General features: G+C 53.5%; 19 protein-coding genes and 4 pseudogenes. 8 read left to right on the plus strand and 15 right to left on the minus strand.

The features are described from left to right. Window positions 1-76 precede the first annotated feature (76 nt). From C491_RS21965 to C491_RS21980, 5 genes and pseudogenes are all read right to left on the minus strand, one after another. Window positions 77-667: a helix-turn-helix domain-containing protein gene (locus C491_RS21965; RefSeq protein ID WP_241431340.1), complete on the minus strand. Its 591-nt coding sequence runs from the start codon at window positions 665-667 to the stop codon at window positions 77-79. Window positions 668-740: 73 nt separating this feature from the next. Continuing rightward, a complete protein-coding gene (locus C491_RS21970) occupies window positions 741-1241 on the minus strand; it encodes a hypothetical protein (protein ID WP_083909360.1) in 501 nt (166 codons plus the stop codon). 148 nt (window positions 1242-1389) lie between these two features. After that, window positions 1390-1530: pseudogene (locus C491_RS21975) on the minus strand (ornithine cyclodeaminase family protein); the annotation flags it as partial. A 58-nt stretch (window positions 1531-1588) separates the two neighbouring features. Beyond that, a complete protein-coding gene (locus C491_RS15115) occupies window positions 1589-1804 on the minus strand; it encodes a hypothetical protein (RefSeq protein WP_005557822.1) in 216 nt (71 codons plus the stop codon). A gap of 565 nt (window positions 1805-2369) precedes the next feature. Further along, window positions 2370-3194, minus strand: coding sequence for a helix-turn-helix domain-containing protein (locus C491_RS21980; RefSeq protein WP_005557823.1), 825 nt, complete (start codon window positions 3192-3194; stop codon window positions 2370-2372). Between the two features lie 134 nt (window positions 3195-3328). Between C491_RS21980 and C491_RS15125 the strand changes: the two genes are divergently transcribed. From C491_RS15125 to C491_RS23775, 4 genes are all read left to right on the plus strand, one after another. Next, entirely contained in the window at window positions 3329-4747 is a 1419-nt protein-coding gene (locus C491_RS15125; RefSeq protein WP_005557824.1) for a carotenoid oxygenase family protein, read from the plus strand. A 366-nt stretch (window positions 4748-5113) separates the two neighbouring features. Then, on the plus strand, window positions 5114-5425 hold the full coding sequence (locus tag C491_RS21990; protein WP_005557825.1) for an AbrB/MazE/SpoVT family DNA-binding domain-containing protein: 312 nt from the start codon (window positions 5114-5116) through the stop codon (window positions 5423-5425). Continuing rightward, entirely contained in the window at window positions 5422-5835 is a 414-nt protein-coding gene (locus C491_RS15130) for a type II toxin-antitoxin system VapC family toxin (RefSeq protein WP_005557826.1), read from the plus strand. Before C491_RS21990 ends, C491_RS15130 begins: the two co-directional genes overlap by 4 nt. A 369-nt stretch (window positions 5836-6204) precedes the next feature. Further along, complete coding sequence (locus tag C491_RS23775; protein WP_049892115.1) at window positions 6205-6402, plus strand: hypothetical protein; 198 nt, start codon at window positions 6205-6207, stop codon at window positions 6400-6402. Window positions 6403-6462: 60 nt separating this feature from the next. On the opposite strand, the pseudogene C491_RS23780 reads toward C491_RS23775, so the two are convergent. From C491_RS23780 to C491_RS15145, 3 genes and pseudogenes are all read right to left on the minus strand, one after another. Beyond that, window positions 6463-6603, minus strand: a pseudogene (locus C491_RS23780) (HTH domain-containing protein); the annotation flags it as partial. A 174-nt stretch (window positions 6604-6777) separates the two neighbouring features. After that, the gene (locus C491_RS23785) at window positions 6778-7455 is read right to left on the minus strand and encodes an SWIM zinc finger family protein (protein WP_241431341.1); all 678 of its coding nucleotides are present in this window, start codon (window positions 7453-7455) and stop codon (window positions 6778-6780) included. Window positions 7456-8358: 903 nt separating this feature from the next. Further along, on the minus strand, window positions 8359-8817 hold the full coding sequence (locus C491_RS15145) for a response regulator (protein ID WP_005557831.1): 459 nt from the start codon (window positions 8815-8817) through the stop codon (window positions 8359-8361). Window positions 8818-8981: 164 nt separating this feature from the next. Here C491_RS15145 and C491_RS15150 point away from each other — a divergent pair. Then, window positions 8982-9725, plus strand: a pseudogene (locus C491_RS15150) (IS1595 family transposase); the annotation flags it as partial. Window positions 9726-9745: 20 nt separating this feature from the next. Here the strand turns inward: C491_RS15150 and C491_RS22000 are convergent. Together C491_RS22000 and C491_RS22005 are read right to left on the minus strand one after the other, a co-directional pair. Next, window positions 9746-11776 (minus strand): PrsW family glutamic-type intramembrane protease, encoded by a 2031-nt coding sequence (locus tag C491_RS22000; RefSeq protein ID WP_083909361.1) that lies wholly within the window; start codon window positions 11774-11776, stop codon window positions 9746-9748. 31 nt (window positions 11777-11807) lie between these two features. Beyond that, window positions 11808-13358 (minus strand): S1C family serine protease, encoded by a 1551-nt coding sequence (locus C491_RS22005; RefSeq protein ID WP_083909362.1) that lies wholly within the window; start codon window positions 13356-13358, stop codon window positions 11808-11810. Window positions 13359-13600: 242 nt separating this feature from the next. On the opposite strand from C491_RS22005, the pseudogene C491_RS15165 reads away from it, so the two are divergent. Then, window positions 13601-13966: pseudogene (locus tag C491_RS15165) on the plus strand (transposase); the annotation flags it as partial. A gap of 298 nt (window positions 13967-14264) precedes the next feature. Here C491_RS15165 and C491_RS22605 read toward each other — a convergent pair. Continuing rightward, window positions 14265-14963 (minus strand): twin-arginine translocation signal domain-containing protein, encoded by a 699-nt coding sequence (locus C491_RS22605; RefSeq protein ID WP_152421351.1) that lies wholly within the window; start codon window positions 14961-14963, stop codon window positions 14265-14267. A 568-nt stretch (window positions 14964-15531) separates the two neighbouring features. After that, window positions 15532-17370 (minus strand): winged helix-turn-helix domain-containing protein, encoded by a 1839-nt coding sequence (locus C491_RS15170; RefSeq protein WP_005557840.1) that lies wholly within the window; start codon window positions 17368-17370, stop codon window positions 15532-15534. Between C491_RS15170 and C491_RS23790 the strand changes: the two genes are divergently transcribed. Beyond that, window positions 17365-17844 (plus strand): hypothetical protein, encoded by a 480-nt coding sequence (locus C491_RS23790; protein WP_005557842.1) that lies wholly within the window; start codon window positions 17365-17367, stop codon window positions 17842-17844. The genes C491_RS15170 and C491_RS23790 overlap by 6 nt on opposite strands. A 380-nt stretch (window positions 17845-18224) precedes the next feature. On the opposite strand, the gene C491_RS22010 is transcribed toward C491_RS23790, so the two are convergent. Both C491_RS22010 and C491_RS15175 read right to left on the minus strand, forming a co-directional pair. Beyond that, a complete protein-coding gene (locus C491_RS22010) occupies window positions 18225-18590 on the minus strand; it encodes a hypothetical protein (RefSeq protein ID WP_083909363.1) in 366 nt (121 codons plus the stop codon). Then, entirely contained in the window at window positions 18587-18877 is a 291-nt protein-coding gene (locus C491_RS15175; RefSeq protein WP_005557844.1) for a hypothetical protein, read from the minus strand. The genes C491_RS22010 and C491_RS15175 overlap by 4 nt, the downstream gene beginning before the upstream one ends. Window positions 18878-19643: 766 nt before the next feature. Here C491_RS15175 and C491_RS15180 point away from each other — a divergent pair. Further along, window positions 19644-21266 carry a CoA transferase family protein gene (locus C491_RS15180; RefSeq protein ID WP_005557846.1) on the plus strand — a complete coding sequence of 541 codons (1623 nt, stop codon included), beginning with the start codon at window positions 19644-19646 and terminating at the stop codon, window positions 21264-21266. 1959 nt (window positions 21267-23225) lie between these two features. Here C491_RS15180 and C491_RS22610 read toward each other — a convergent pair. After that, the coding region (locus tag C491_RS22610; protein WP_005557093.1) for an integrase core domain-containing protein at window positions 23226-23305 on the minus strand (80 nt) is incomplete at its 5' end.

Raw genomic sequence — 23305 nt, forward strand, 5'->3', positions numbered from 1 at the left:
AACGGGTGTACTAGAGGAGGTCTCGTTGGTTAACTACATGTAACAGTAGATCGAAGAGAGAACGAGACACAGTTTGCTATGGAGTTGTGTGAGAAAGCGATTGCTGCTCGAGTGATGACCCCATCTGAACAGCCCAGTTGTCTTCGGTGGATTCTGTGGCCGTGAGTGTGGCGGCTAGTCGCATCCATGAGCCGACCATCGGATGCTCGAGTAGTCGCGATGGATTCGGTGGCCAGAATAGCGCACTCCCAAGTGGGTCGTCGGGGTCGCCGTAGCGATTGGGTGGGAGAACCGTTTCGAGGAGTCTGTCAGCTACCTCGAGGAGCGTCTGACTCTCCCTGAGGACAGCTGGAACAACGGGGTCGCGTCGCTCAGTGGTTGTCTGAAACGACAACGCCAGACGATACCCGTTCTCGCCGACGCAGATGAGATCGAGTGCTTCGAGTCGGTCGTGATAGTTCCGGATCGTCCGTGTCGAGACATCCGCTCGATCGGCGAGCTCACACTGTGAGAGACGCCTTTCAGCTGTGAGCAGTGTCTGAACGATTTGACCAACTGTCGGCGGCAGATCGGAAAGCAACTGCTCGGGTTCGAGTGTTCCAAGCGCATAGCGGAGTTCATCCGGTCGAAGCTCTCGACGTTCGTCTTCGCCGGCGAGTTGTTGCAAGGCTTGAGCAGCGGCATACGGTGAGCCAGCCAGTGCGTGGAGCAACGAAACGAGAGCTCGAGTCGGTCGGAGGTTATTGGACTGGAGGATTCGCGTCGCAGCTGCGGCATGGGCTGTCCGGCTGCCCGTTGAGAGAGGTGGACCATGAGCTCGGGAGCGGCCTTAGCGAGCGCTGCTGGCGCTTTGAGCGCTTGCTCGAGTTTGGGACGGAGTCGGTGGATATCGTCTTCAGGACCGTTGGTATCGACTGTTGGCGAGAGAATACTCTGACGCTTCTCTCCTCGTGCCTCGAACAGTGCCGGTAGCAGGCGAACGCACCGTATTTCGACTGAATTGCCGTCGCAATGCCGACCGAGGTTGCGAGTTCGTTCAGTGAGTTCGTGTCGAGTCCAGCCGGCACCCGAAGTTCGCGAACGACGTCGATCTCGAGAGCATCGAACAGATGGATGATTGAGCCAGCAAGGCCGTGAATCGACCGCATGATCGAACTCCGGAACCGATTGCGCTCCTCGTACTCGCCGGTCGAGAGTTTTGCTGCGAGATCCTCGAGCTCAGTCCCCCACTCGATGAACATCTCTCGGAGTGTTTCCGGATTTTCGAGGGCTTCATCTGAGAGCTCGCCAATACAGTGAGCTTCCCTTAGAATGGCCGGCGGATCCTCCAGGGGCTCGAGGCGACTGTTAGTTAGAATTCAGTTGAGCAAACGCGGAGAGGCTAACGCTGTCGCGAAACTCACTCGAGCGGGGCTGGGTCGGCGCACCCTCACCGCGCTGGTGGTACCCCTCTCGGACGACGTCGACGTACTCGGTCGGCGAGGTGAGGCCGACGACGTCGGTACTGGTGAGAAACAGCGTGTCTGTCATCTCGTGTGACAACGACGTCGAATGGAAAAAAGATGAGGAGGGAGAAGGTTCGGTCGGCTCAGTCGGCGTTGACCGGCGGGTACGTCGCGGTCGGCTCGTCGGTGATCTCGCCGGGACTGTTGACGAACATCGCGTGTCCCATGATTCCGATCGCGACGAACGCACCGACGGGCACCGCTGCGGTCAGCGAGATACCCACCAACATCATCGCTGCGGTGATTCCGAGGAGTGCAACCGGGATTAGGCCGAGAACAATGTCGTAGTATCCAGTCATAATCTATTCTATTCTATGTAGGTTAGTGGTATAAGTGTTTCCCATAATTAGCCGATGATGGATATGTTTCTAACGCGTAACTGGGTGAGTGGGTTTTCGTAACTTATGAGTTGGTTACACGGCGAAGAACTCACGGGGCTGACTTGTCTGTCGGAATCGTTCCGTCCTCAAAATATCGGCTGAATCGGTTGATTGACTCATTCTATCTATCATAGCTGGATTTTAAGTCGGAAATAGTGAGAAACACTCCACCATCAGAACCATCTCGGTTGTTCATTTCTCGGCTTGGATGAACACGGTGTGTTCGTCCACGGAAAAGTCAGTGTGGTGACTGAAATGCTACAGAGGGAGGTTACGATCGTGAACGGACGTACACCGCGTAACCGGTCGGCCAACCGACGAACGTGAGCAGCCCCAGTTCGGTAATCACGATTCTTCTGTACATAGCAGATTGGCCCCAATTACAAAATCAGCTACTTAACCAACAGCGGGCACAGTAGAGGGGGTCCCGTTGGTTAACCATGCCCGGCAGTAGATCGGAGATAGAACGATGATCCAGATACTACTACGGAGGTATGTGAGCAAGTGATCGCTGCTCGAGCATTGGTCCTATCTGAATGGCCTGGCTGTCTCTGGTGAGTTCTATCGCTGTGAGTGTGGCGGCTAGTCGCATCCATGGGCCGACCATCGAATGCTCGAGTAATCGCGATGAATTCGGTGGCCAGAATAGCGTACTCCCAAGCGGATCATCAGGATCGCCGTAGCGATCGGGTGGAAGAATCGTCCCGAGCAATGCATCGACTGCGTTGAGGAGCGTCTGGCTCTCCTCGAGGACGGTCGAAATAACAGGGTCGTGGCGTTCGGTGGCCGTCTGGAACGACAACGCCAGGCGATACCCGTTCTTGTCGACACGGATAAGATCGAGCGCTTCGAGTCGGTCGCGGTAGTTCCTGACCGTCCGTGTCGAGACGTCTGCCCGATCAGCAAGCTCTCGTTGTGAGAGCCGACTCTTAGCGGTGAGCAGGGTGTGAACGATTCGGCCAACTGTCGGTGGGAGATCGGAGAGTAGCTGCGCAGGCTCGAGTGTTCCCAGCGCATAGCGGAGTTCGTCCGGTCGAAGCTCTCGGCGGTCGTCTTCGGTAGCGAGTTGCTGCAAGGCTCGAGTAGCGGCGTACGGTGAGCCAGCCAGTGCGTGGAGCAACGAAACGATTTCTCGAGTTAGTCGCAAGTTCTTCGACTGGAGGATTTGCGTCGCAGCCGTTGCGTAGGTGGCCCGGTCCCCTGTCGAGAGGGAAACGCGGACCGCGAATTCGGGAGCATCCTCAGCGAGCGCTGCTGGCGTCTCGAGCGAGTGTTTGAATTTCGGACGGGAGTCGGTTGATGTCTTCACCACGAACGACTACGGAACCAATGAGCGTCCCTAGCGGGTCGTCGGCATCGACGGTCAGCGAAAAAGCAATCTGTCGCTTCTCCGGTCGGTGCCGCCTCCCGCGGATTGATCGTCCGTCCATCCGATGTGAGAGTATGTCGAACGCAACCGATTGCGCCTACGAACTCGGCTTTCGAACGGTCGACACCGAGTACGCCGACCGACAGCTGCCGATCGATGGTACCGTTCCGTCGTGGCTATCCGGGGCATTGATCCGGAACGGACCGGGACGGTTCGAGTTCGGCGGCGAGCGCGCGACCCACTGGTTCGACGGCCTGGCGATGCTCCGCCGCTACGGGTTCGCGGACGGCACCGTTTCGTATACGAACCGGTTCCTGCGGACCGACGCGTACGCGGCCGCTGACTCCGGCCACGGCGCTACGGAGTTCGCAACCGGCGGCGATTCGTTCCGCCGAACCCTACGGTGGCTCCGGTCGCTCGGACCGCCCGAACCGACGGACAACGCGAACGTCCATGTCGCCCAACTCGGCGAGCACTTTGTCGCTCTCACCGAGGCACCGCGGCGGATCGCGTTCGACCCAGTAACGCTCGAGACCCGCGGCGAGTTTCGCTGGCGCGACGACATTCCGGAGCATCTGGCGACAGCCCACCTCCAGGTCGATCCCAATCGCGAGGAAACGATCGGCTACAGTACGGAGTTCGGGCGCTCTCCGAAGTATCACTTCTACCGGATCCCGCCCGGGCGTGCCGGGCGAACCCACGTCGCTACCGTCCCGGCTGCCGGCCCCGGATACGTCCACGACTGTTCGATCACCGACTCGCATATTGTCATCGTGGAGACACCGCTCCGGATCGCGATGGCGAAGGTACTGGCCCCGTGGAATAAAGGATTCCTCGATCTCCTCGAGTACGACGAAGGGACCGCAAGCAGGATCATCGTCGTCGATCGGGACGCCGAAACGCTCGTCGGGACGCTGGAAACGCCGCCGTTCTTCACGTTCCATCACGTCAACGCCTACGAGGACGGCAACGAGCTGGTCCTCGATCTCGTCGCGTTCGACGACGACGAGATCGTCCAGGCGCTTACCTTCGACGCCCTCTCGGAGAACGCCTTCAGCGCGGCTCCCGACGGCCAGCTAATTAGATTCCGACTCCATCCCGACGAGGGACGCGTCCGACGCTTCGAGCGGTACGACGGTGGGATGGAGCTCCCGACGGTTCCGAAACCGGTTCGGGGACGACGGTACCGGTACGCGTATGCACAGGCGACCGACAGGAAGGGCGCGAACGGACTGGTCAAACTCGACATTGAACGAGGAACGGCGACGGAATGGTGGGAACGGGGCGTCTACGTTGAAGAGCCGCGGATGGTTCAGCGCCCCGGTGGGACCATGGAGGACGACGGTGTCGTGATCGCGACGGCGCTGGACACCCGACGGGAGCGATCGATGCTGCTCGTGTTCGATGCGGAAACGTTAGTCGAGAGAGCGCGTGCACCCCTGCCACACGCCGTTCCGTTCGGCTTCCACGGTCGATTCTTTCCGGAGGTGTGATACGGGTCCGGTCGAACGAGGACGTTCTGTTTCTCGAGTAATTCGAATCGACGGCGGCGGCTTATTTTCCTCTACCCTAACCCGCGCTCCGTACAAGATGGAACGACGGGGTCGTGGCGTTCGGTGGTCGTCGGGAACGACAATGCCAGTCGATACTCATTCTCGTCGATACGAATGAAATTGAGCGCTTCGAGTCGATCGCGGTAGTTCCGGATCGTCCGTGCCGAGACAGCCGCTCAGTCAGCAAGCTCGCGTTGTGATAGACAACTTTCTGCCGAAGCCGTCTATGTCTGCTAGTTCTATGAGGACTGAATATCTGTTCCATCCACGATCAGAGTTAAGTATGAACAGAAAAAAGTATTACCTATGTCAAGTAATACCCATTCTAACGGTGAGGAACGAGTTGTTTCTGTCACCGAAAAGGGCCAAGCAACGATCCCGAAATATCTCAGAGAAAAGCACGGAATTCCCGCCCCTGGTCGCGTCAAGTTCATCGAAAATGAGAATGGAGAAATCGTGATCCGACCAGTTGGATCGATGCGCGAGTTTCGTGGTATCGAACGAGACAGTGATGACAGTCGGCCTGCAACGGCACTTCTCCGTGAAGAGCGAGAGCGTGATAAAAAACGCGTCGATGAGCTAGTTGAGCGCTTTTCCGACGAAGCAGAGGAGAAATGACGGACACAGTTGTCTTTGACACGGAACCACTCATTGCCTACCTGGATGACGAGCCAGGCAGTGACGTCGTTGAGGAATGGATCGATCAGGTTGCGTCCGGTGAGATTGATGGATACATTAGTCCAGTGACTAAGACTGAAGTGCTATACGTTGGTTCTCGAGTAGGGTTTCGAACTGACAAGGTTCGAGCCAGCCTCAAACGTCTTGAGGAGATCGGCGTCACAGTCTATGACCCACGGGACTGTTGGGAGGCCGCAGCCGCGTTCAAAGAAGCCTATCCAATGGCGCTTGGGGATGCATACGCCCTGGCAACGGCTAACGCGGTTGATGGAACACTCCTTGTTGGTGCTGATAACGACTTCGATGAGTTAGAGGATCTTGTTGAGCGATTTCGCGACGACCCAGCTTGAGGTCTTATGATACCGGGGGGTAGCGAGCCATGCGAACGCGCTCCTCCCCTCCCTACCGCTCCCACTGGTCGCTCGCGGGTGCTGCGCTTGTGGCGCTACCGCAGCGGTATCTGTTCCGCCTGTACTGAGCACATGGCCCCGATCACAAGATTGTCTGCTTAACCAACAGTGGGTGCTAAAGAGAGGCATATGTTGGTTAACCTCGCCCAGTAGTAGATTGGAGATCGAACGATGATCCAGATGCTACGGAGTCGCGCGAGAAAGTGGCTGCTGCTCGAGCGAAGACCCCATCTGAACGGCCCGGCTACCTTCGGTGGGTTCTGTCGCTGTGAGTGCAGCCGCTAGGCGCAACCATGAGCCGACCATTGGATGCTCAAGTACTCGCAACGGGTCCGGTGGCCAGAACAGCACATTCCCGAGCGGATCGTCGGGATCGCCGTAGCGATCTGGTGGGAGAATTGTCTCGAGCAATGCATCGGCCGCGTCGAGGAGCGTTTGACTTTCCTCGAGGACGGCTGGAGCAACGGGCTCGCGGCGTTCGGTGGTCGTCTGGAACGACAACGTTAGGCGATATCCGTTTTCATCGATACTGATGAGATCAAGTGCCTCGAGTCGATCACGGTAGTTCCGGACCGTCCGTGTCGAGACGTCCGCTCGCTCAGCAAGCTCTCGTTGTGAGAGCCGACTCTCAGCGGTGAGAAGTGTTTGAACGATTCGGCCAACTGCTGGTGGGCAGGCGGAGGGCAATTGCTCGGGCTCGAGCGTCACGGTGTAACTGATTCCAGTGGACTCGAGACATCTACATTCGTGAATCTCTACAGGCCGGTCTGAGGGCGTGGAGAACGAACCGTTATTTCGATACTGCAGTCAGCCTTCACCAAGCTTCTCATAGAGGTGTTTCCTCATTTGCATGTTTTCATCTGCGAGTTCAGCAAGCACGGCTCAAAGCTCTTTGGCGGCCGCTTCCTCTAGAAGAGCGTCTACCGATTGACCATCGCCGACGGCCTCAATATCACCGCTAGCCAATACGGCAGCGACGATATGCTTGCAGGGGACTGTATCATCTGGGCAGCTACACTGACCGCTAACGTAGCTCCCCTCTGAGAGAGTGACCTGGACCTCGTATGGACGACTCCCCTGGACTGTCGCCTGAAGAGAATCGTCGACGAACTCGATACCGGTTACTGAGCCTTGTTCGTAGTAGCAGCTTCCTCGCTCATAGCGGCCTGGCTCGGTCACTTGTCGCAGTGTCTCGAGGTCAACTGAGTTAGCTGGTGTTTGTGTCTGGAGGCGGGGAAACGCATCTACGACAGGCTCATCTCCTGGGATAGCGGGATCAGCTGATCGGCGGTGGATCCATCCTTGCTCTGGCCATCCAATCGGGAACCACTTGGTCGGATCGCTCACGATGTCCCAACACGATCCAATCATTGGCGAGCTATCCTCAGGGAATATCCCCTTAATCGTTATCGTTCGTGGAGTCACACCGACCTCGAGTGTGACATCAGTCTGGTGTGTGTTGTCATCAGCGACTTGGGTGGCGTAGTTCGAGCGAATTTCGTCGAGTGCAGTGATCCCCTCGGCTGAGAACCCATGGCCAGTCCGCTCGAGTTCGAGCACCAGCTCAGCATATTTGTGCTTGTCGCGGTATTTGATCAACGGCCGATTGCTTCCGACTAATTCGGTCGGATCGTAGTCTGGGAGTCCTGTTCCAAACACGATCGGTGCGACTGGTTCGGTTGGAGTATTCGGCAAGCGGTTAGCTTCTGGCTGATTTTCGGCAGTTGACTCCCCAAATGGTGTCTCGAAGAGTCGGCCACAGGCTGGACAAACTGTACAGTTGAGTTCCTCAGTGTGCCAAGTGGTGTGTTCATGAGCCCGACACCAATCACAGGGGCGTCTCGTATCCTGCTCGGCCGTATTCCAGTCCCCGTCCCGAATCGGCGTCACTTGCTTGAGCTGAGTGATGACTCGTGATCGTCGCTTCTGGTGGCGTTCTAGTTGCAACCGGCATGAACGACACAGTTCAGAGTCACTCTCGCGAACAGTGGATGGCAGAACGAGGCGCTGAGTCTCCTTTTCGCCCTGCAGAAGGGACCCTTCTCTTCCGGTGAGTGATATTGGACGAGATTGGCTGTTGCCTGATGAGTCAGGGGGCTCATAGGCAACAATATCTGTTGCTGTGACCGACTCGTCTGGCACGTTCTCGGTCTCGTCAGCGAAGGCTCGTCCATATCGGCACCCATCGGGACCGATGATGTGCCACTTCCCAGATTCTGTTCGGCCAAATGTAGGCACGGTTGGTCGAAAGAACGAGCCGATTTCTCATAGAGTCTTCCAACCAGAACTGCTGACCATGGCCAAGCGTATCAGTAGATAGTAGTGCGGTTTCTTTATTCAGTATCGTCCGTGAATCTGAACTGGTCGATTCGTTATGTGCAGATGCGAATTGAACGCGGTATAGTTCGTACTTGTCTTCGAGTCGTGCTCAAAGACTCGTATATCGAGTCAGCAGTAGGAAACTCAGTTATCTGTCGACTCCTCTTGAACGAGCGCCATCGAAAACCCCTCGATTTCCTGTGCGAATTCGATATAATCCTCTGGTTCGACTGGTTTTTGGACGTAGTGATCCGCATCAAGCCCGTGCGATTTGACGATGTCCTCGCCCATTTTCGAACTCATGAGTACGACGACAGGAATCTCACGCAATGTGGGCTCATCATCCAGTTCGGTCAATACGTCTATGCCGCTTTTTCCGGGTAATTTCGGCTCGAGCAGGATGAAGTCAGGACGCGGATGATCCGTATACTCGCCACGCTGGTTGACGAAATCAAGGGCGGCGTCAGCATCGGAGACGGTGTAGAGGTCGTTCTTCAGTTTTGCGTCCTTGAATGATTCCGTAAAGAGGCGCGTATCCCCGGGATTTGGCTCAACCAGTAAAATTGTGACCAACTGATAGTTCTGCTCATCGTCTGAAGCCACTGTGAGCTATACTCGGTGAGCAGGTAAAGAACCATGGACAATGAGATTGGTCTGTCTTTTGTCTGTACATAGCAGATTGGTACCAGTCACAAGATTGCCTGCTTAACCAACAACGGATGCAGTAGAGGGGCTCCTGTTGGTTAATTACGCCGGTAGTAGATTGGGGATCGAACTTCTACGATGCGGAACTCACCCCCGGTGAGTTCCTCATCGTTTCCATCCTCTACGCTGATACGTTGTTCAGCATCAACCAAATTGCCGCTCTCCTCTCGCCGTGCTACAAGACGCTTCACAATCAGCTCAGAGACCTGGAGACCGCGTTTCTTCGAGGCTTCCCGACTGTCTGGGAGCGCATCTCCCAGACAGTCGATGGCCCAACACAGGTCGATGAAACACAGCAGGTCTGTTCCGGCTTCAAGGGCCAAGAGCCGCCGCGGGAGGGTCTCGACCGCGGCGGCTCGTCCGAGGGTGGACGAACGCGCTGGACCGGAGAGCAGGGGGATGAGATGACGCTCGTCGCGGCCTGCCGCGACGTGCTTCGCGTAGTCTCGGCCTAAGAGGGAAGTGACTACGAGGATGATTTAGGCCCAGTTATCAAGGAGGCGGACGACCTCTCCCAGCCACTGGGAGAGGTCTGGACTGATGGACTGCCAGCCTACCGAGGCATGGAGTACGATCACCGGTACGTTGTCCACGACGAGGGATATGTTTCCGAAGACGGCGTTCATACGAACCAAGCAGAGTGTCTCTGGTCGCTGCTCCAGCCGTGGTTAGCGAAGTTTTGCGGCCTCTCCAAGCAGGGCTTGGAGCAGGCCGCTCGCACCTACGGCTTCCTCCGGTCACTGAACCTTACTGGAGCACCGATTCACGGACTGGTTGACTGCATCGCCGTCAACGTATTCCGCTAGATTACGGAAGAGCGAGCCAATTAGAGTCTACTGCGGAGTTCTTCGAACTCATCGTAGGTAAGTAGGCCGCTATCAAGGAGTCCACGAAGATCTTCCAATTGTGTTGTTTCCTGTGGTTCTATCTCGATGTCTGACCCTGTGTCTTCTTCTGCACAACTGTGAATTGTTTCTCGATATAGCGTAGAGTAGGCAGAAAGCTTCCTGAAGAGCATAACCATTAGTATTGGAATGAAGATAATCCCGAAAATGAGAAGTGCGTCTATCTGAGCGCTAAATACGATCCCAGTCTGCTCTGCGGGGATTCTTGCTTGAATGAGGTCTACCGCAATATCATAGAAACTGCGAAGTACAATAACGATAAGTAGACCCTTAGTAACGATTGGACCAGCGTTCTCTGGGTTGAATTTCGCAAGGCCAAGATAATAGCCGGCAAATGCCGAAAAAAGGACTTGAAGGGGTGCTATAATGAGTGTAAATCTTACTATTTGTTCTATTAAAATTCCGCTTTCACTGAATTGCTGGCCGAGCAGAAGAAGGAAATTCATTACGACCGCAAATCCGAGTCCAGCGGCGGCTCCGTATACAGCTCCGTCAATCACAGAATTGAAAAAACGACTTCGGTAAGCATAGATCCAAACAGCAAGCAGTTTACTTATTTCTTGGATTGGTACCCATATTAGAACGAAAAACAGTATGATACCAGCAGTCCCAACTTCATAGATCGGCATAAACATCAAGAAAAAGTTAATCGAGAGTGTAGCAAATGCCATTCCAAGGACAAAAGTAATCATAACGGTCCTAAACGGGGTTCGCTGAGTCCCATACCGGTGCCAAATGTATCCGGTGAGAAGGAACGCTGAAGCAAACGATAGTGGGAACAGAGGCTGAACTGCAGTCAAATAGGCAATGAAGACAACTAGGGTTGACGCCTGGATAAGCACCAATGTTATGAGATACAGGGATAACCACACTAGCGGATTACTTTTTATCCCCTGGTAGAGCCGTACAGCAAGCCGATCAATCCGTGTCCGAATTTTCCAACTCGAAATTTCATCAAGATTTACATGAGGTACGTCATCAAAGGCCTCTGCAATTGGATCAGCCTGAGAAGAACGGTCCCTCATAACGTCTAACTCTGGTATCTGATTGGGGGATCCAGATGAGTCGCTTATTTCCTTCCAGATAGAACCAGTAACATAGTGTATCGATAGCAGGAAATAGAAGAAAATTGGACCAATAACAATAACTGAGATAAATTCGAAGAGTTCTATTGCTACCTGAATCATCACGACTGCAGTCATAAGCAGAGTTATTATTACCAGGACACCTCTCAGATAGCTCCGGTTGAAAAATACTGACGGACCAGTCAAACCATCTATGCTTTCCCATAGCCGCCCTTGTTCTGTGAAATTTCCAATCGCTGCAGGATAGAAATATATCAAAATAACCGCAGGAAGTAGATAAGCGCTTGTAGCAGAGTCAAAATCGATGACCTGCGTAAATGCTCGTCCCGTAATTCCTCCAAGAGTAGACGAGAGAACCACAAGCGGAGCGACAAAACAGATAATCGAAATTATCAAACCTTTGAATCCTACTACGCTTAACTGTTTCCAACGTCCCCAATCAGTGAACTCTGGAAATCCTGACGGGTCATGCTTTTCGTTGATAGTTTTTTGAACAACGTATATTAAATAACCGTTGACAGGAATTGATGCGAGTAGAAGTGGAAGCAAGTACTCTTGCTGGACGCTGATTGGAACAACTCCAAGTCCTGGAAGAGTCATTTCTCCCTCGTAACCGAGTTCCGGATACTGAAGATAATTCATCGAGAGAGTGTCAATACCGATTACGAGCGGGAATAGTAGATACCCTCCGAGTAGAATTGTTTTGAGAGGATCGTTACTCGTCAGCGGATAGCGTAATCCAGCACCAAGCAACTGTGTGAACCGCTCGTTAAGAATTCTTCCAAGTGTCTCCTCAACCGCCTGGATAGACACTATCTTGTCCAATTCCGCTTCTTTATTCGAGTCTGATTCTTTGTTCGTGTCCATGATCTTTATGCGCTGAGCTCGTTCAGGTAGGTCACCTTACTTGGAATGAGGAGAGGATTGTGTGTACTGCTTCTATATCTTGCTCAGTTACGAGTCGCATCTGTATAACAACGACGTACGATCGATCAACTGCGACTCCAACGATGTTGATCAGAGAGGTCTCTGTTCCACCACACCTACCAAGCTCCTGATATTGGTAGCCATATCGCTCATCTTCAAATGAACCCCGTCCAAGATCAGTACAATCTGCATCGACAAGCTGATCCAGAATACTGTCTGGCTCAAGTTTGAGTGTACTTGACGCTAGGATCTCGACACCTGGCGTATCGAATCCCTGGTGGAACTCCCTCAGATCAGGAGCTGCCCGCAGATACGGACCGACGTCAAGTGGGTCTCCGGCGACATCACCCCACTCTACCGGAACATCAACTTGAATGAGTTCAGTCTCATCGACAATCGTTTGATACTGACTGTAGCCGGTCTCAACATCTGGTTCTTCAGACGGTTCCTCGATCAGTGTTTCTGCCGCAATCGGTTCCAGTTCGCGACCGTTGATTTCACCGATCAGTGTCTCAACTGTCTCTAATCGGAGCACCTGAATGGCTAATACATCATCAGAATAGCGCGAACGGAGAATCTGACAGTATTCGGTTATCAAACCGTCCCGTCCCAGTGAAAGACCCTCCATTTTGACAATTATATCACCAGGCTGAACACCTGTTCTACTGGCTGGTGAACCCGACGCCACTGACACAACCCATATCCCGGACAGCGACCCATCCTCACTTCTGTACCCTAGACCATTGATTCCAATTGAATGGAGACTCTCTCCTTCCTGTAGGCGTGCAATGATTCTACGGCCCCGATCAACACTGACAGCCAAATTACGATTTAGGTCCGGATTCCCGCCGTAATTAACGCCGACGACACGACCGTCCTCGGCCACAAGCGGTCCACCAGAATTCCCAGGGTGAGTTGTAGCGGTATGTACTATTGCTGATCCGACCGATGCCCACTGATGTTCGTACGGAATATTTGCCTCCACTACGGAACCATCCGTAACTACGTATTCTGGATCAGACGGATCGGCGAGCGGGTACCCAAGCGACCAAACATCAAGACCTTCTGTGACTTCGTTCTCATACCACTCAAAATATGAGAAATCCTCGCCATCAAGTTCAATCACAGCGAGATCTGAGCAGGGGGCAACGCCTATGACTCTGGCATTGAATCTGTCGTCGGTGGCACCACCAATGTACGCTCGAAGTGTTGCCATACCCGTTACGACATGATCGTTGGTAACCGCAATCCCGGCAGGATCGATAAGGAATCCAGAACCAGTTGCAGCGAACTCCCCTTCTTCTTCGGGGTAAACGTACGCACCCTCAATGTTAATGAACACCGTCGCAGACTGTGCCTCTTCGACACTCGCCACTGCGGACTGAGCGGCGACCGGCGTACTGCTCCCCGTCATCGCAACCGCAGCTGCGCCCCCGCCAATCCTAACGAATCGACGACGGGACACCCCTGATGCTATCTTATTTTTTGTTACTCCTTCACTTGGCTCATTAGTAGCTGGCATGATCAATTCCGGATCAACCAGAACACCACGCTACCCGATTCAATCACTTGAATTATCATCTTTCATCAATCTCCTGAGGATCACTTCTCGTACACTTACCGAGGTATTAAATGTAGATTTGAAGACAATTGCTAAGTCTACTGGGTAATAGTGTCGGCCACCATCCAGCTTAGTACCGTCCCAAGTTTACTCTGAGCGTGTCATAGAAAGCGTCACGTACGAAGCAGCAGGATGCGGAAAGTGTGTCCAGCACCAGCGCAACCCTGCAAGACGTAGCTTCGGTAGACGATTTCTTGAATGTCGCGGCTACCGAGACAGTACCGCTGTTCGAGCACCTTGAGTTCGAGTTTCTACTGGAGTACGACGTGTTCGCCCCCGCTTCGAGGGGGCGAACACGAGTTCACCAGCCACCAGACCTGTTTCGCGGCTTTCTGCACTGCTACTACAAGGACATCTACGGCACACGACCGGTTGCACGAGAACTCCAGCACGGCCTCGTTTGGTACTACTGCGGACTCGACAAACCACCTTCCAGAGACACGATCGAGCGGTTTCTCACCGACCTCGAACACGTCATTGACGATGTCTTCGACATTCTCGTCGAACGGTGGTACTTCTTGCACGTTCGTGATGAGTGCGATAGTATCATCAGATTTGTTCCTTCCGATTGCGATTGTTGGCTGGCTGAAAATGCCGGCGACGGTAAAGAGGAGCCCGCCACTAGTCGCAAGTAGCTGGCGTCTGGATCGATCTAGACTCACACTAGATACATAGCATTCGTCGACAAAGCACAAGGTGATCGTCTCACCTGGAAAGCAGTTCCTATAATATTACTTAGAATCGAGGCGAACCGCCTCAGTACATCACTAGCGGGAATTTTCCTATTACTGGAAGAAGAGAATAGATTCACTGTTGACGAGTGGCGTTCACCTCACAGATGAACGGCCGGTTCATGCTGGTCACATCGCCTTGAACCGTGATGCTCAGAGACCCATCTTGGAAAACTCCTCTTAATGCAGTACCTTCGACAATTGCTGCTGGCATCGGGAGCGAAATCCCGGGTGCGATTTCGGTTTCGGTATTGATTAGATTTAACGCTGCTGCCTCGGCCGTGTGACTATTGGTCAGTTCTCCCTGTAATTCATTCCCGTCAGTCCGTAACTCCCAGTACTGGAACAATATTTCTCTTCCGTCAGCCGAGTCTACTGCCGGGTAAGATGACCACAGATCTAACGCCCCCTCAGCTCCTGGATCCGCTGAAAACAAATAAAAACTGAACGGATTGTTCTCAGTTACACCTCCAGCACTTTTTGGAGCATCAAATACTACCCTTGCGGGGAATTGGTATTCACGAGCTCCCTGTGTCTGTCCATACGGATCACGGTACTCAACTTGGGTCACAGCTGTACCCTCGTAGATCTCCTGCTGAGACTGCGCTGCAATGGGATTAGTCGTTATCCCAGCTAACGCCATTACAGCCGCAGCTGTCCCTCCAGCCCTGAGGAACGTTCGACGCGATAGTCTCGTTTCGAGACCGCCAGATCTGTGACTGGCAGTGGGTATTGTTTTGATTCCCGTTTCGAGCTTCGTTGATGAATTTGACATATCTCCCACAGCAATCCATGCCCTCCACAATAATATATTTCACACAATCCGATCCTGTATAATTGAAACTACTATATGTCACACTCAACGTTGTGGCAATGACCTATTCATAAGCATCTTAGCCATTTTGAGTTACGCTAACCCGTTGCTCCAAGGTTAGTGGGTTGCTTCTCGGTTGTCGATCAGCCGACGAAGACGTCAGCATAACTCTCGTCACCGCAGCTATTTTGGTCACTAGACGGATGCATTGCTAGCCTAAACGCCTGTTCCTGAGAATGCGCCAGGAAACGGCGACAGCGACTCAACGAATGGATTTGCGATTCAAAAAGTTGGCTGGCGCTCAAACTGGCTGGTGTTCTCGGAGAACCCTGATTCGATCTCACCTACTCCCTCGGTGAACTCATCGATGCTGGGCTGATCGCACGAACGGGAGCACCAGAGAATGGAGACGGTCGGCAAACGTTCTATCGGATCACCCACATCGGTCGTCAGGGGTCGCGGCAGATTATCGAAATATCACCGGAGCAGATCCACAGTAACTCCAGAGAGGGGAGAGGTGGTCTGAATCCTAGTCGACTGTACACCAAAGCGCTTGCTGCTCGAGCTGTGGACCCATTTGTACGGTCTGGTTATTTTCATTGACCCCTCTTGCAGTGAGCGCAGCGGCTAACCGCATCCATGAGCCGACCATTGGATGCTTAAGTACTCGTAACGGATCCGGTGGCCAGAACAGCACATTCCCGAGCGGATCGTCGGGATCGCCGTAGCGATCTGGTGGGAGAATCGTCTCGAGCAATGCATCGGCTGCATCGAGGAGCGTCTGGTTCTCCTCGAGGAGGGTCGGAACAACAGGGTCGTGACGTTCAGTAGCCGTCTGAAACGACAGCGCCAGACGGTATCCGTTTTCGTCGACACAGATGAGATCGAGCGCTTCGAGTCGGTCGCGATAGCTCCGGACCGTCCGTGCCGAGACGTCTGCTCGGTCAGCAAGCTCACGTTGTGAGAGCCGACTCTCAGCGGTGAGAAGAGTGTGAACGATTCGGCCAACTGCTGGTGGGAGATCGGAGAGTAACTGCTCAGGCTCGAGCGTTCCCAGTGCACAGCGGAGTTCGTCCGGCCGGAGTTCTCGTCTCTCGTCCTCGCCGGCGAGTTGTTGCAGTGCTCGAGCAGCGGCGTACGGCGAGCCGGTCAACGCGTGGAGCAACGAAACGATCTCTCGAGTCAGTCGCAAGTTCTTGGACTGCAGGATTCGCGTCACAGCCGATGCGTAAGCCGCCCGGTCGACCGTTGAAAGGGAAACACGGACTGCAAATTCTGGAGCGCCCTCAGCGAGCGCTGCTGGCGTCTCGAGTGATTGCTCGAGTTTCAGGCGGAGTCGGTGGACGTCTTCTCCGCGAACGACCATGGAGCCAATGAGCGTCCCCAGTGGGTCATCGGCGTCGACGGTTGGCGAGAGTGCGCTTTGGCGCTTCTCTTCGCGAGCTTCGAACAGCTGGCGGTAGCAGGCGAACGCACCGTATTTCGACTGAATTGCCGTCGCAATGCTGATTGTGGTAGCGAGTTCCTTCAGCGAGTTCGTGTCGAGTCCGGACGGTACTCTGAGTTCGCGAGTGACGCCAATCTCGAGAGCATCGAAGAGATGGATAATCGACCCGGCAAGACCATGAGCCAACCGCATGATCGATCCACGGAACCGATTGCGATCCTCGTACTCGCCGGCTGAGAGTTTCGCCGTAAGGTCCTCGAGCTCAGTTCCCCATTCGATGAAGGCTTCACGAAGCGTTTCGGGATCCTCGAGAGCCTCATCCGAGAGCCCGCCGATACAGCGAGCATCCCGAAGAATCGCCGGCGGATCTTCCAACGACTCGAGGCGACTATCGGTGAGGACTCGGTTGACCAACCGCGGCGAGGCTAACGCCGTCGCGAGACTCACCACGTACTGCAGGGGCCCACTGGCCCGAACCGCGACCACGGTTTCCTCCCGATCGCCGTCGAAGCTCACATACCGAGTGTGATCCGGAGCGTCTGCTTGATCCTCGAACGGCGCTTCGACGAGAGTGATATCGCCGGCTTCCCCACAGCCAACGGCGCCGGCGTGCCCTGGACGGTCAAGGTAGGCCGTCCGGTAGGGGTTGCTGTCTGTACTGCCGTCATCCCCCTCCCCTCGTGTGCGCGGGGTTACACGGCACTGTTGGTCGGATGTTCCGGTGTCGCTCACGGCCTCGGTCAGTTCCTGCTGCCGACCGATTTGGGCGTCGAGCGTGGCGAGTAGCTGTCGGCCAGCCTCGAGCAACTCGACAGTCCGATCGTCGGCGGGGCCGAACTCTGCGATGAGTCCAAGCTCGGTGAGTGAGTTCTGCTCGGAGACCAGCAGTTGGGAGATTCGACTGCGGTCGACGTCGTGCATCGCTCGCAGGGCGTGCCTCGAGAGCGTCTGGGCGGGTTCATCCTCAAGTTGTCGGAGGAGTTCGACCTTGCGGCCGTCTGGGTCCAGTACCTCGAGTGCTCGCTCAACTTGGTCCCCACTTGGATGGTGTGTCTCTCGCCACTCGCTCACGCCGGGCAGTTCTTCGCGGTGCTCTCGAGCGAGCCAGTGCTGAGTGCGGCCACTCGCGACGACGCGGATATCGAAGCCGGTCGCAAGGACGGCCAGCAGTCGACAGACCGACTCGCGTTTTCGTCGTGGGGCGTCTTCGAACGCGCGGTCGATTGTGATTGTGAGCGTCGGTGGCTGGTCGTCGGCAACGTTGGTGGCGAAGAACTCGGCAGTCGCGAACAGGTCCTCGAGACTCGCATGCCCCTGCCCGAGGTTTGGCACGAGGTCGGCCGCGAGTCGCCAGGCTTCTCGTCGGTTGCCGCGGGCGACCTCGAGTATTCGTGAGCGCAACCAGTAGGGGATTTGCTGGTCCTCGAGTGCCCCGTAACACTCGGGGACAGTCCGGCCGTCGGCGAACCGACGGACGGCGCGGATGAATCGATCTCGAATCGACTGCTGGTCGAACAGCTGGGCCCAGAGTTCGGAGACTGGGTCGGTATCGATCTCGAGGCTGGCCGCTGGTGAGAGCGGCGGCTGTTGTGTGGGTGTGAGTCCCGCGTCGGTCACGGTGGGCTCACCTCGAGTGAGAGTCCGAGTGTGTGCTGGGAGCGTGCTGACTGGCGAGTGGGGTGGCGTGCCATCGAGTCCTGGAGGCGACGGTGGAGAGTGCGGACAGCCGAGCGCAGTGGCTCAGGGGCTGTCGGCGCGAGTGTGTGGCAGGGATCTCACCGAGATGGGACGGGCATCGCCCGTGGGTCGGTGGCCCTGTTGGTCGGGGGACTCGAGTCAGTGAGTTCGGGCTCGAGGACGACCAGTCGGGTCTGCTGGGTGGCCAGATCAGCGCGGGTGCCGAGTCGGCACTGTGCGAGGAGTTCCGTACAGCCGATTGTTGGGTGACGGATGGTATCGGGACTGCAGGTCGGACAGTAGGGGCGATGGATCGCCCACTGGTCTGCGTCGGCTGGGCGGGCGGCGAAGACGGTCGCGCGGTCGCCTTCTTGGAGGGTGTCCCCGCAGTGTTGGCACGCAGTGGGTTGGGGACCGACTGGGAATCCTTGAAGAAGTTGGATGGGGGTAGTGGCGACTTTCATTGGTCGTCACCGTTGGAGAATGCAGAGGAGAGGCTCGAGTAGAGGTGTTGTGTGGTGAAGCCGCGTTCGGCTTTGACGTACTCGATCCAGTCGTAGATGCGTTGGTTGTGGGTGCCGAGGTCGTAGCGGCAGGTTCGGTCGGCGTCGTGGATGACGTGGACGGTTTCGTCAGTGGTTCGGTAGACGTGGTGTGCGTCCTTGGTGTCGATACCGACGAGGAGGTAGTTGGGGTGGTCGGTGCGACTGCGAGCCGAAACGGTTTCGGGTGTGCGTGGTTGAATTGACATTGGTCTGTAGGCTCAGACCGAGGTCGGCTGTTGGCGCAGCCGGCCAAGCGTTTCTCGGCTACCCTCGATCTCTATCAGAAGTTACTACATACGGTCACATAAAGGTAACTGTATCCAGTCACGATACTGCATCCAGTAACTATTTGGAGGTAGACACTGAGTACAGTAATGAATGGCGACGAAAAACCAACAGCCAGAGATGGCTGATGACCAATATCGAGGACTGCTTACCGAGCGTGAGCGTGAGATCCTTTCCGGAGATGCCGACGTCTCGGATAATTACCGATATCGAGTCGTGAGTCGTATCCGGACAAAATTAGAGACACTGGAAAAAGACGTCGCTGTTCTCGAAGAAAATCATCCGGGTCTACATAGCGAACTCCTGGAAATCGTGTGTGAAAATAGTAACTCTGGACGAGAATAAAACTACTAATAGCCACTTGGACTTTAACCATTAGAATTTCGACGTTTGATTGCCTTAGGGGGAAACGAGTAAGCACCTTATCCCTCAATCGTTACGTGCCATTGATGAGAATACCGGATTAAATAAATCACTTCACCAGTTTTCCCACCGGAGCAAAATCGCGACTACAAACGTGGCCTAAGAAACGACTGCGCCGAGATTGCCCAAGTGATAGATGCGCGGTCCAGCCTGTTGTGAACCGTCTTGAAATATCATCGCTACACATTTCATCCAATTGCCAATTTCTGGAAACACGATGTTCAGAAAACATTATGCCCCAGCTCTGATTTGTTGGTTATATCCATGGGTCAAACTCGCATCGCCAATACCGATCCAGACCCTGTTTATCTTCGCTACAAAGAGGTTCAGGGCACTGAGATTACTGAGCGGACGCTTGACAGCGAGGTGAGGGCACGGAACGTCCTTGATGTAATAAAGGGTCTCGATCGCCAGACTAAATCTAGTTCTGTAGAATTCGATCTCGACTTGGATGCCAACCCGGATATGTGGGTTTCACACCTCCTTGAAAACTATCCTGATCCACCGGAGGTGTTCGACTCGTCGCTCATAAACAACTTCTGTGATAGCCTTTATACTTCGGCTCGTAAGCCCGGAAAGTACGCTATTCTTATTGTCGTGGCCAACTCGGTCATTATCTGTCATACTGATTCCAAAGAAAAGACAATAACGACGGAAGCAGATGTTCTTGAGCGTTTGCTGGATACGGATAATGTGGACAAGTACGTCCGGTTCAAGAGAGAGCGCGATGGCCTCACTGCCTATCACTTTGAGCGTAACCAGAACACGAAGTCCTTTTCCGAGTGGCTGGGGCTTCAACCGGAGGAAATCGCTTTTGAGGAAGCGGGTGATATAAAAATATATACCCATCAAAAAGATGCAACTAGTATCTTCCAGTATTCCCGTGATGAATTTGTACATAAGTTCCTACTGGAGGAGTCACATACCCTCGTTTCGGACATTCTACGGTTCCCGGACGGGGACGAGTTCCCGGTTAACCAAGTGAAATTGGGCCGCCGCTCATACGAGACTGTAGACGAGTTCTTACAAACATTCTACAATATCTACTATGACCTCCAGACTTACCGGACAAAGTACGCGGACCTCACTGAGTCACTGGGGTTGTGGAATGGGGGCATCACCGACTACAATTCGAAGGTAACGAGAGGGCTAGACAGCGAAATCCTTCTAAAGAAAGAACACGACAGACTCAACATCATTTTCGCGGACAATTTCATCGACCTTTCGGCGGGCTGGCGACTGGAACTCCTCTCGAATTTCATCAGCGGTGATAAAACTCGGCTGTACCACGTCGGATCCGGATTCACTGAAGAGCCACAGACCATTGGCCCGTTCCTCATATATAACAAGGCTAGTGGCGATTTTGAGCGTCTGAACGAACTCTATGATATCATCTCGAATTTCAACACGGGGGATACGATGGCGAATATCATCTCGCACGTTATTTTCGACACCGCTGCTGAGTGGTTTGATGGCCCCGAAGCACACTTCTTCGACCAGTTGGGCGAAAAATGTGTTGAAAACCTCGATGCAGAAGGTGTAGTCATACCAGAAGAAGGAAACATCATTGAGTACAAGTCACGAGACTGGTTTAGCGGCATCGACAACGACGAGTTGGCCGATAAAATCACTAAAGAGATACAAAACGATACGACGTTGCTAATTGGCGGGATTGAGGACCAACAGACGATTCGTCCTCTTTCGCGAAACCGTTTCGATCCTGACCGAGACAACGACATTCGGGAGACACTACTCAGCAAAAACGGCAATCACTCTACCATCAACTTCTCCACTCTCCCAGTTCGAGAGGACGAATGTCTGACTGTCGTTTTCAGCATAAAGAGCGATATGGAGACCGATTTCAGCTTTATCGAGACTCCTTCCTAACTAATTTTTTCGGAAGAAACACCGCGACCACGAGCACAGTTCCGAAGATAACAGCGTCCACATCGGTATTTTCTAGGGTTGGCCATCAGTATGTGGCTACCGCTGCGAGCTACTTGTTTTTGTCACTGTCGGGTCATAGGGTATGATACGACCAACCCCAAGTTCATCGGCTTCGCTTACGGAAGTCGAAGAGTATGTACCGAAGAGCCAAAGCCCCTCGTTAGGTGTGCTCTTGACCGCGTCTCAATACCGTTGGGTTCTTTCTCACCAGGGATTATAGTACTCTCCAGAAGTCTTTGCTCACAGCTACTAATGAGCTAATACTGACCGACAGATAGCGGCTTGTTCTGTTAGTCCGTAGTGCAAAAACTTCCAGATTCTACTACAATCAGTGGACCCGGATTTGGGTCAGATACCCATTAGCCACTCTTAGAATATCCCATACGGCGCGAACTTTAAGCCAATTCCAGTTTCGAAGTCCGCTAATAGCCTGTTCTTTCGGCGGCGAGCCTCTGGTGGAATAACTTGGAACTGTACTCTCTCCCCTTCACAGACTTCAAATGATGAAATCGACAAACGGTGAGAGCTACCTTCCTGACTACGAGTCCAACTATATTACCCCTGTTTTCCTGGAAAACCTCAATAACGGCACGTACGCTTCACCTCTGAATACATGGCTTCCAGCAGATTGTAATTACAAACAAAAATAAAGTCACAACGATCAATAAGGGAAGAATGCATCGCCTTAGTAGCCCTTGTTCCATAGGCTTGATGAAAGGCAACTTCATATAAATAGTTATCAAACTAGAGTTATGTATTGGAGTACCTTTCTCAATAACAGATACTATGTAGCGATTCTTGTGCTTGTTGTTGCAGCAGGAGTCCGTTTCAGCCGTTGGGTACTAGAGCTTCTCTCGTATGTTGATTTTCTTGGTCCGATAGCTCTTGTAATTCTAGGAACTGTATTGACACCTCTGCTGGATGCGGTCCTTCTCGCTATAGAGATCAGTGTGTTATTTTATTTGGGTATCTGGGTTACTCCAAGACTTACAAAAGCACCTCAATGGGCCCAACCAATAGCCGCTCTTAGCACTGGATCTGTCGCTCTTGGTTATGTTCTGAGGGATTATGCCTTTCCGGGGGGAGACCCAATCGTTCTACTCTTGGGGGATGCTACCATGATTGTCGGCTTACTTTGTGCCCTTATTTACACTTTGTTCGCATACGGTGAATCAGGAAAAGAACGGATAGCTATCATGCCTGTACTGACTATTTTTGGCATTTTAACAGGATATGTCATCACACTGATTTTGCGATTCTCTCCTCTTCTGGAGATTTTGATCTTCATAGCTGGTGTGTATCTCCTTGTTTCGGAATCAGGAGGAAGACAGTCTGACGTTCAGATTGTGGATTTATTTGATGAACATGTGATCGGGCTCGGCACTGCACTTCGTGAAGGCAAAGGAATGATTATTCTTATTACCTGTATCATTGGAATGGCGATAGGATCGGTTAGTATAGTTGGCCCAGTATTCGTAGGGGACTTCACTACTCTTGGGTTCGCTGCAACAAATATCCAGTCACTTTACAGTAGAGTGTTCATGATTTTCACAGGTCTCTACTGGCTTCGAACACTCCAACGACTATCATATTGGGGGCAATACAGGCAAGGGAAGGGACCAGCGGGAACACCTCCAAGACGTTTTGGTGGCGTCTTAGCAATTCCTTCTATCATCTACGCCTTCACAAAGTTCCTCATCCCTGTGTTTCCTGGTGGCGCTGAGGTTATTCCTTCACTGGTTTCAGTAATAGTCATAGTCTGTGTGAGTATAGGATTCCTTTATTTTGCTCATGCACTGTTCTTTCAGCAGCCGTTTCACGCGTTGCTACCCATTGTCGGAGAGCCGAATAATATTCAAAATGAAATGAGAACTGCTAGTATTGCCTTCGTGGCACTGTCTAGTTCTGCACCTCCTCGATCGGCGTCTTTCCGTCGAGAGCTTGGTGCGGTCTCTGGCGGTTGTAGTAGTGCATGAATT

This window comes from Natronococcus amylolyticus DSM 10524 (assembly GCF_000337675.1).
Lineage (GTDB): Archaea > Halobacteriota > Halobacteria > Halobacteriales > Natrialbaceae > Natronococcus > Natronococcus amylolyticus.

What these genes read in the sequence shown, in the direction of transcription:
- C491_RS15130 (WP_005557826.1), top strand. Translation starts at nt 5,422, where the DNA reads ATGACGGACACAGTTGTCTTTGACACGGAACCACTCATTGCCTACCTG.
- C491_RS21970 (WP_083909360.1), bottom strand. Translation starts at nt 1,241, where the DNA reads ATGTTCATCGAGTGGGGGACTGAGCTCGAGGATCTCGCAGCAAAACTC.
- C491_RS22605 (WP_152421351.1), bottom strand. Translation starts at nt 14,963, where the DNA reads ATGTCAAATTCATCAACGAAGCTCGAAACGGGAATCAAAACAATACCC.
- C491_RS23775 (WP_049892115.1), top strand. Translation starts at nt 6,205, where the DNA reads ATGCTCAAGTACTCGCAACGGGTCCGGTGGCCAGAACAGCACATTCCC.
- C491_RS15170 (WP_005557840.1), bottom strand. Translation starts at nt 17,370, where the DNA reads ATGCACGACGTCGACCGCAGTCGAATCTCCCAACTGCTGGTCTCCGAG.
- C491_RS21990 (WP_005557825.1), top strand. Translation starts at nt 5,114, where the DNA reads ATGTCAAGTAATACCCATTCTAACGGTGAGGAACGAGTTGTTTCTGTC.
- C491_RS22010 (WP_083909363.1), bottom strand. Translation starts at nt 18,590, where the DNA reads ATGAAAGTCGCCACTACCCCCATCCAACTTCTTCAAGGATTCCCAGTC.
- C491_RS15175 (WP_005557844.1), bottom strand. Translation starts at nt 18,877, where the DNA reads ATGTCAATTCAACCACGCACACCCGAAACCGTTTCGGCTCGCAGTCGC.
- C491_RS15115 (WP_005557822.1), bottom strand. Translation starts at nt 1,804, where the DNA reads ATGACTGGATACTACGACATTGTTCTCGGCCTAATCCCGGTTGCACTC.
- C491_RS15125 (WP_005557824.1), top strand. Translation starts at nt 3,329, where the DNA reads ATGTCGAACGCAACCGATTGCGCCTACGAACTCGGCTTTCGAACGGTC.
- C491_RS15180 (WP_005557846.1), top strand. Translation starts at nt 19,644, where the DNA reads ATGGGTCAAACTCGCATCGCCAATACCGATCCAGACCCTGTTTATCTT.
- C491_RS22005 (WP_083909362.1), bottom strand. Translation starts at nt 13,358, where the DNA reads ATGCCAGCTACTAATGAGCCAAGTGAAGGAGTAACAAAAAATAAGATA.
- C491_RS22000 (WP_083909361.1), bottom strand. Translation starts at nt 11,776, where the DNA reads ATGGACACGAACAAAGAATCAGACTCGAATAAAGAAGCGGAATTGGAC.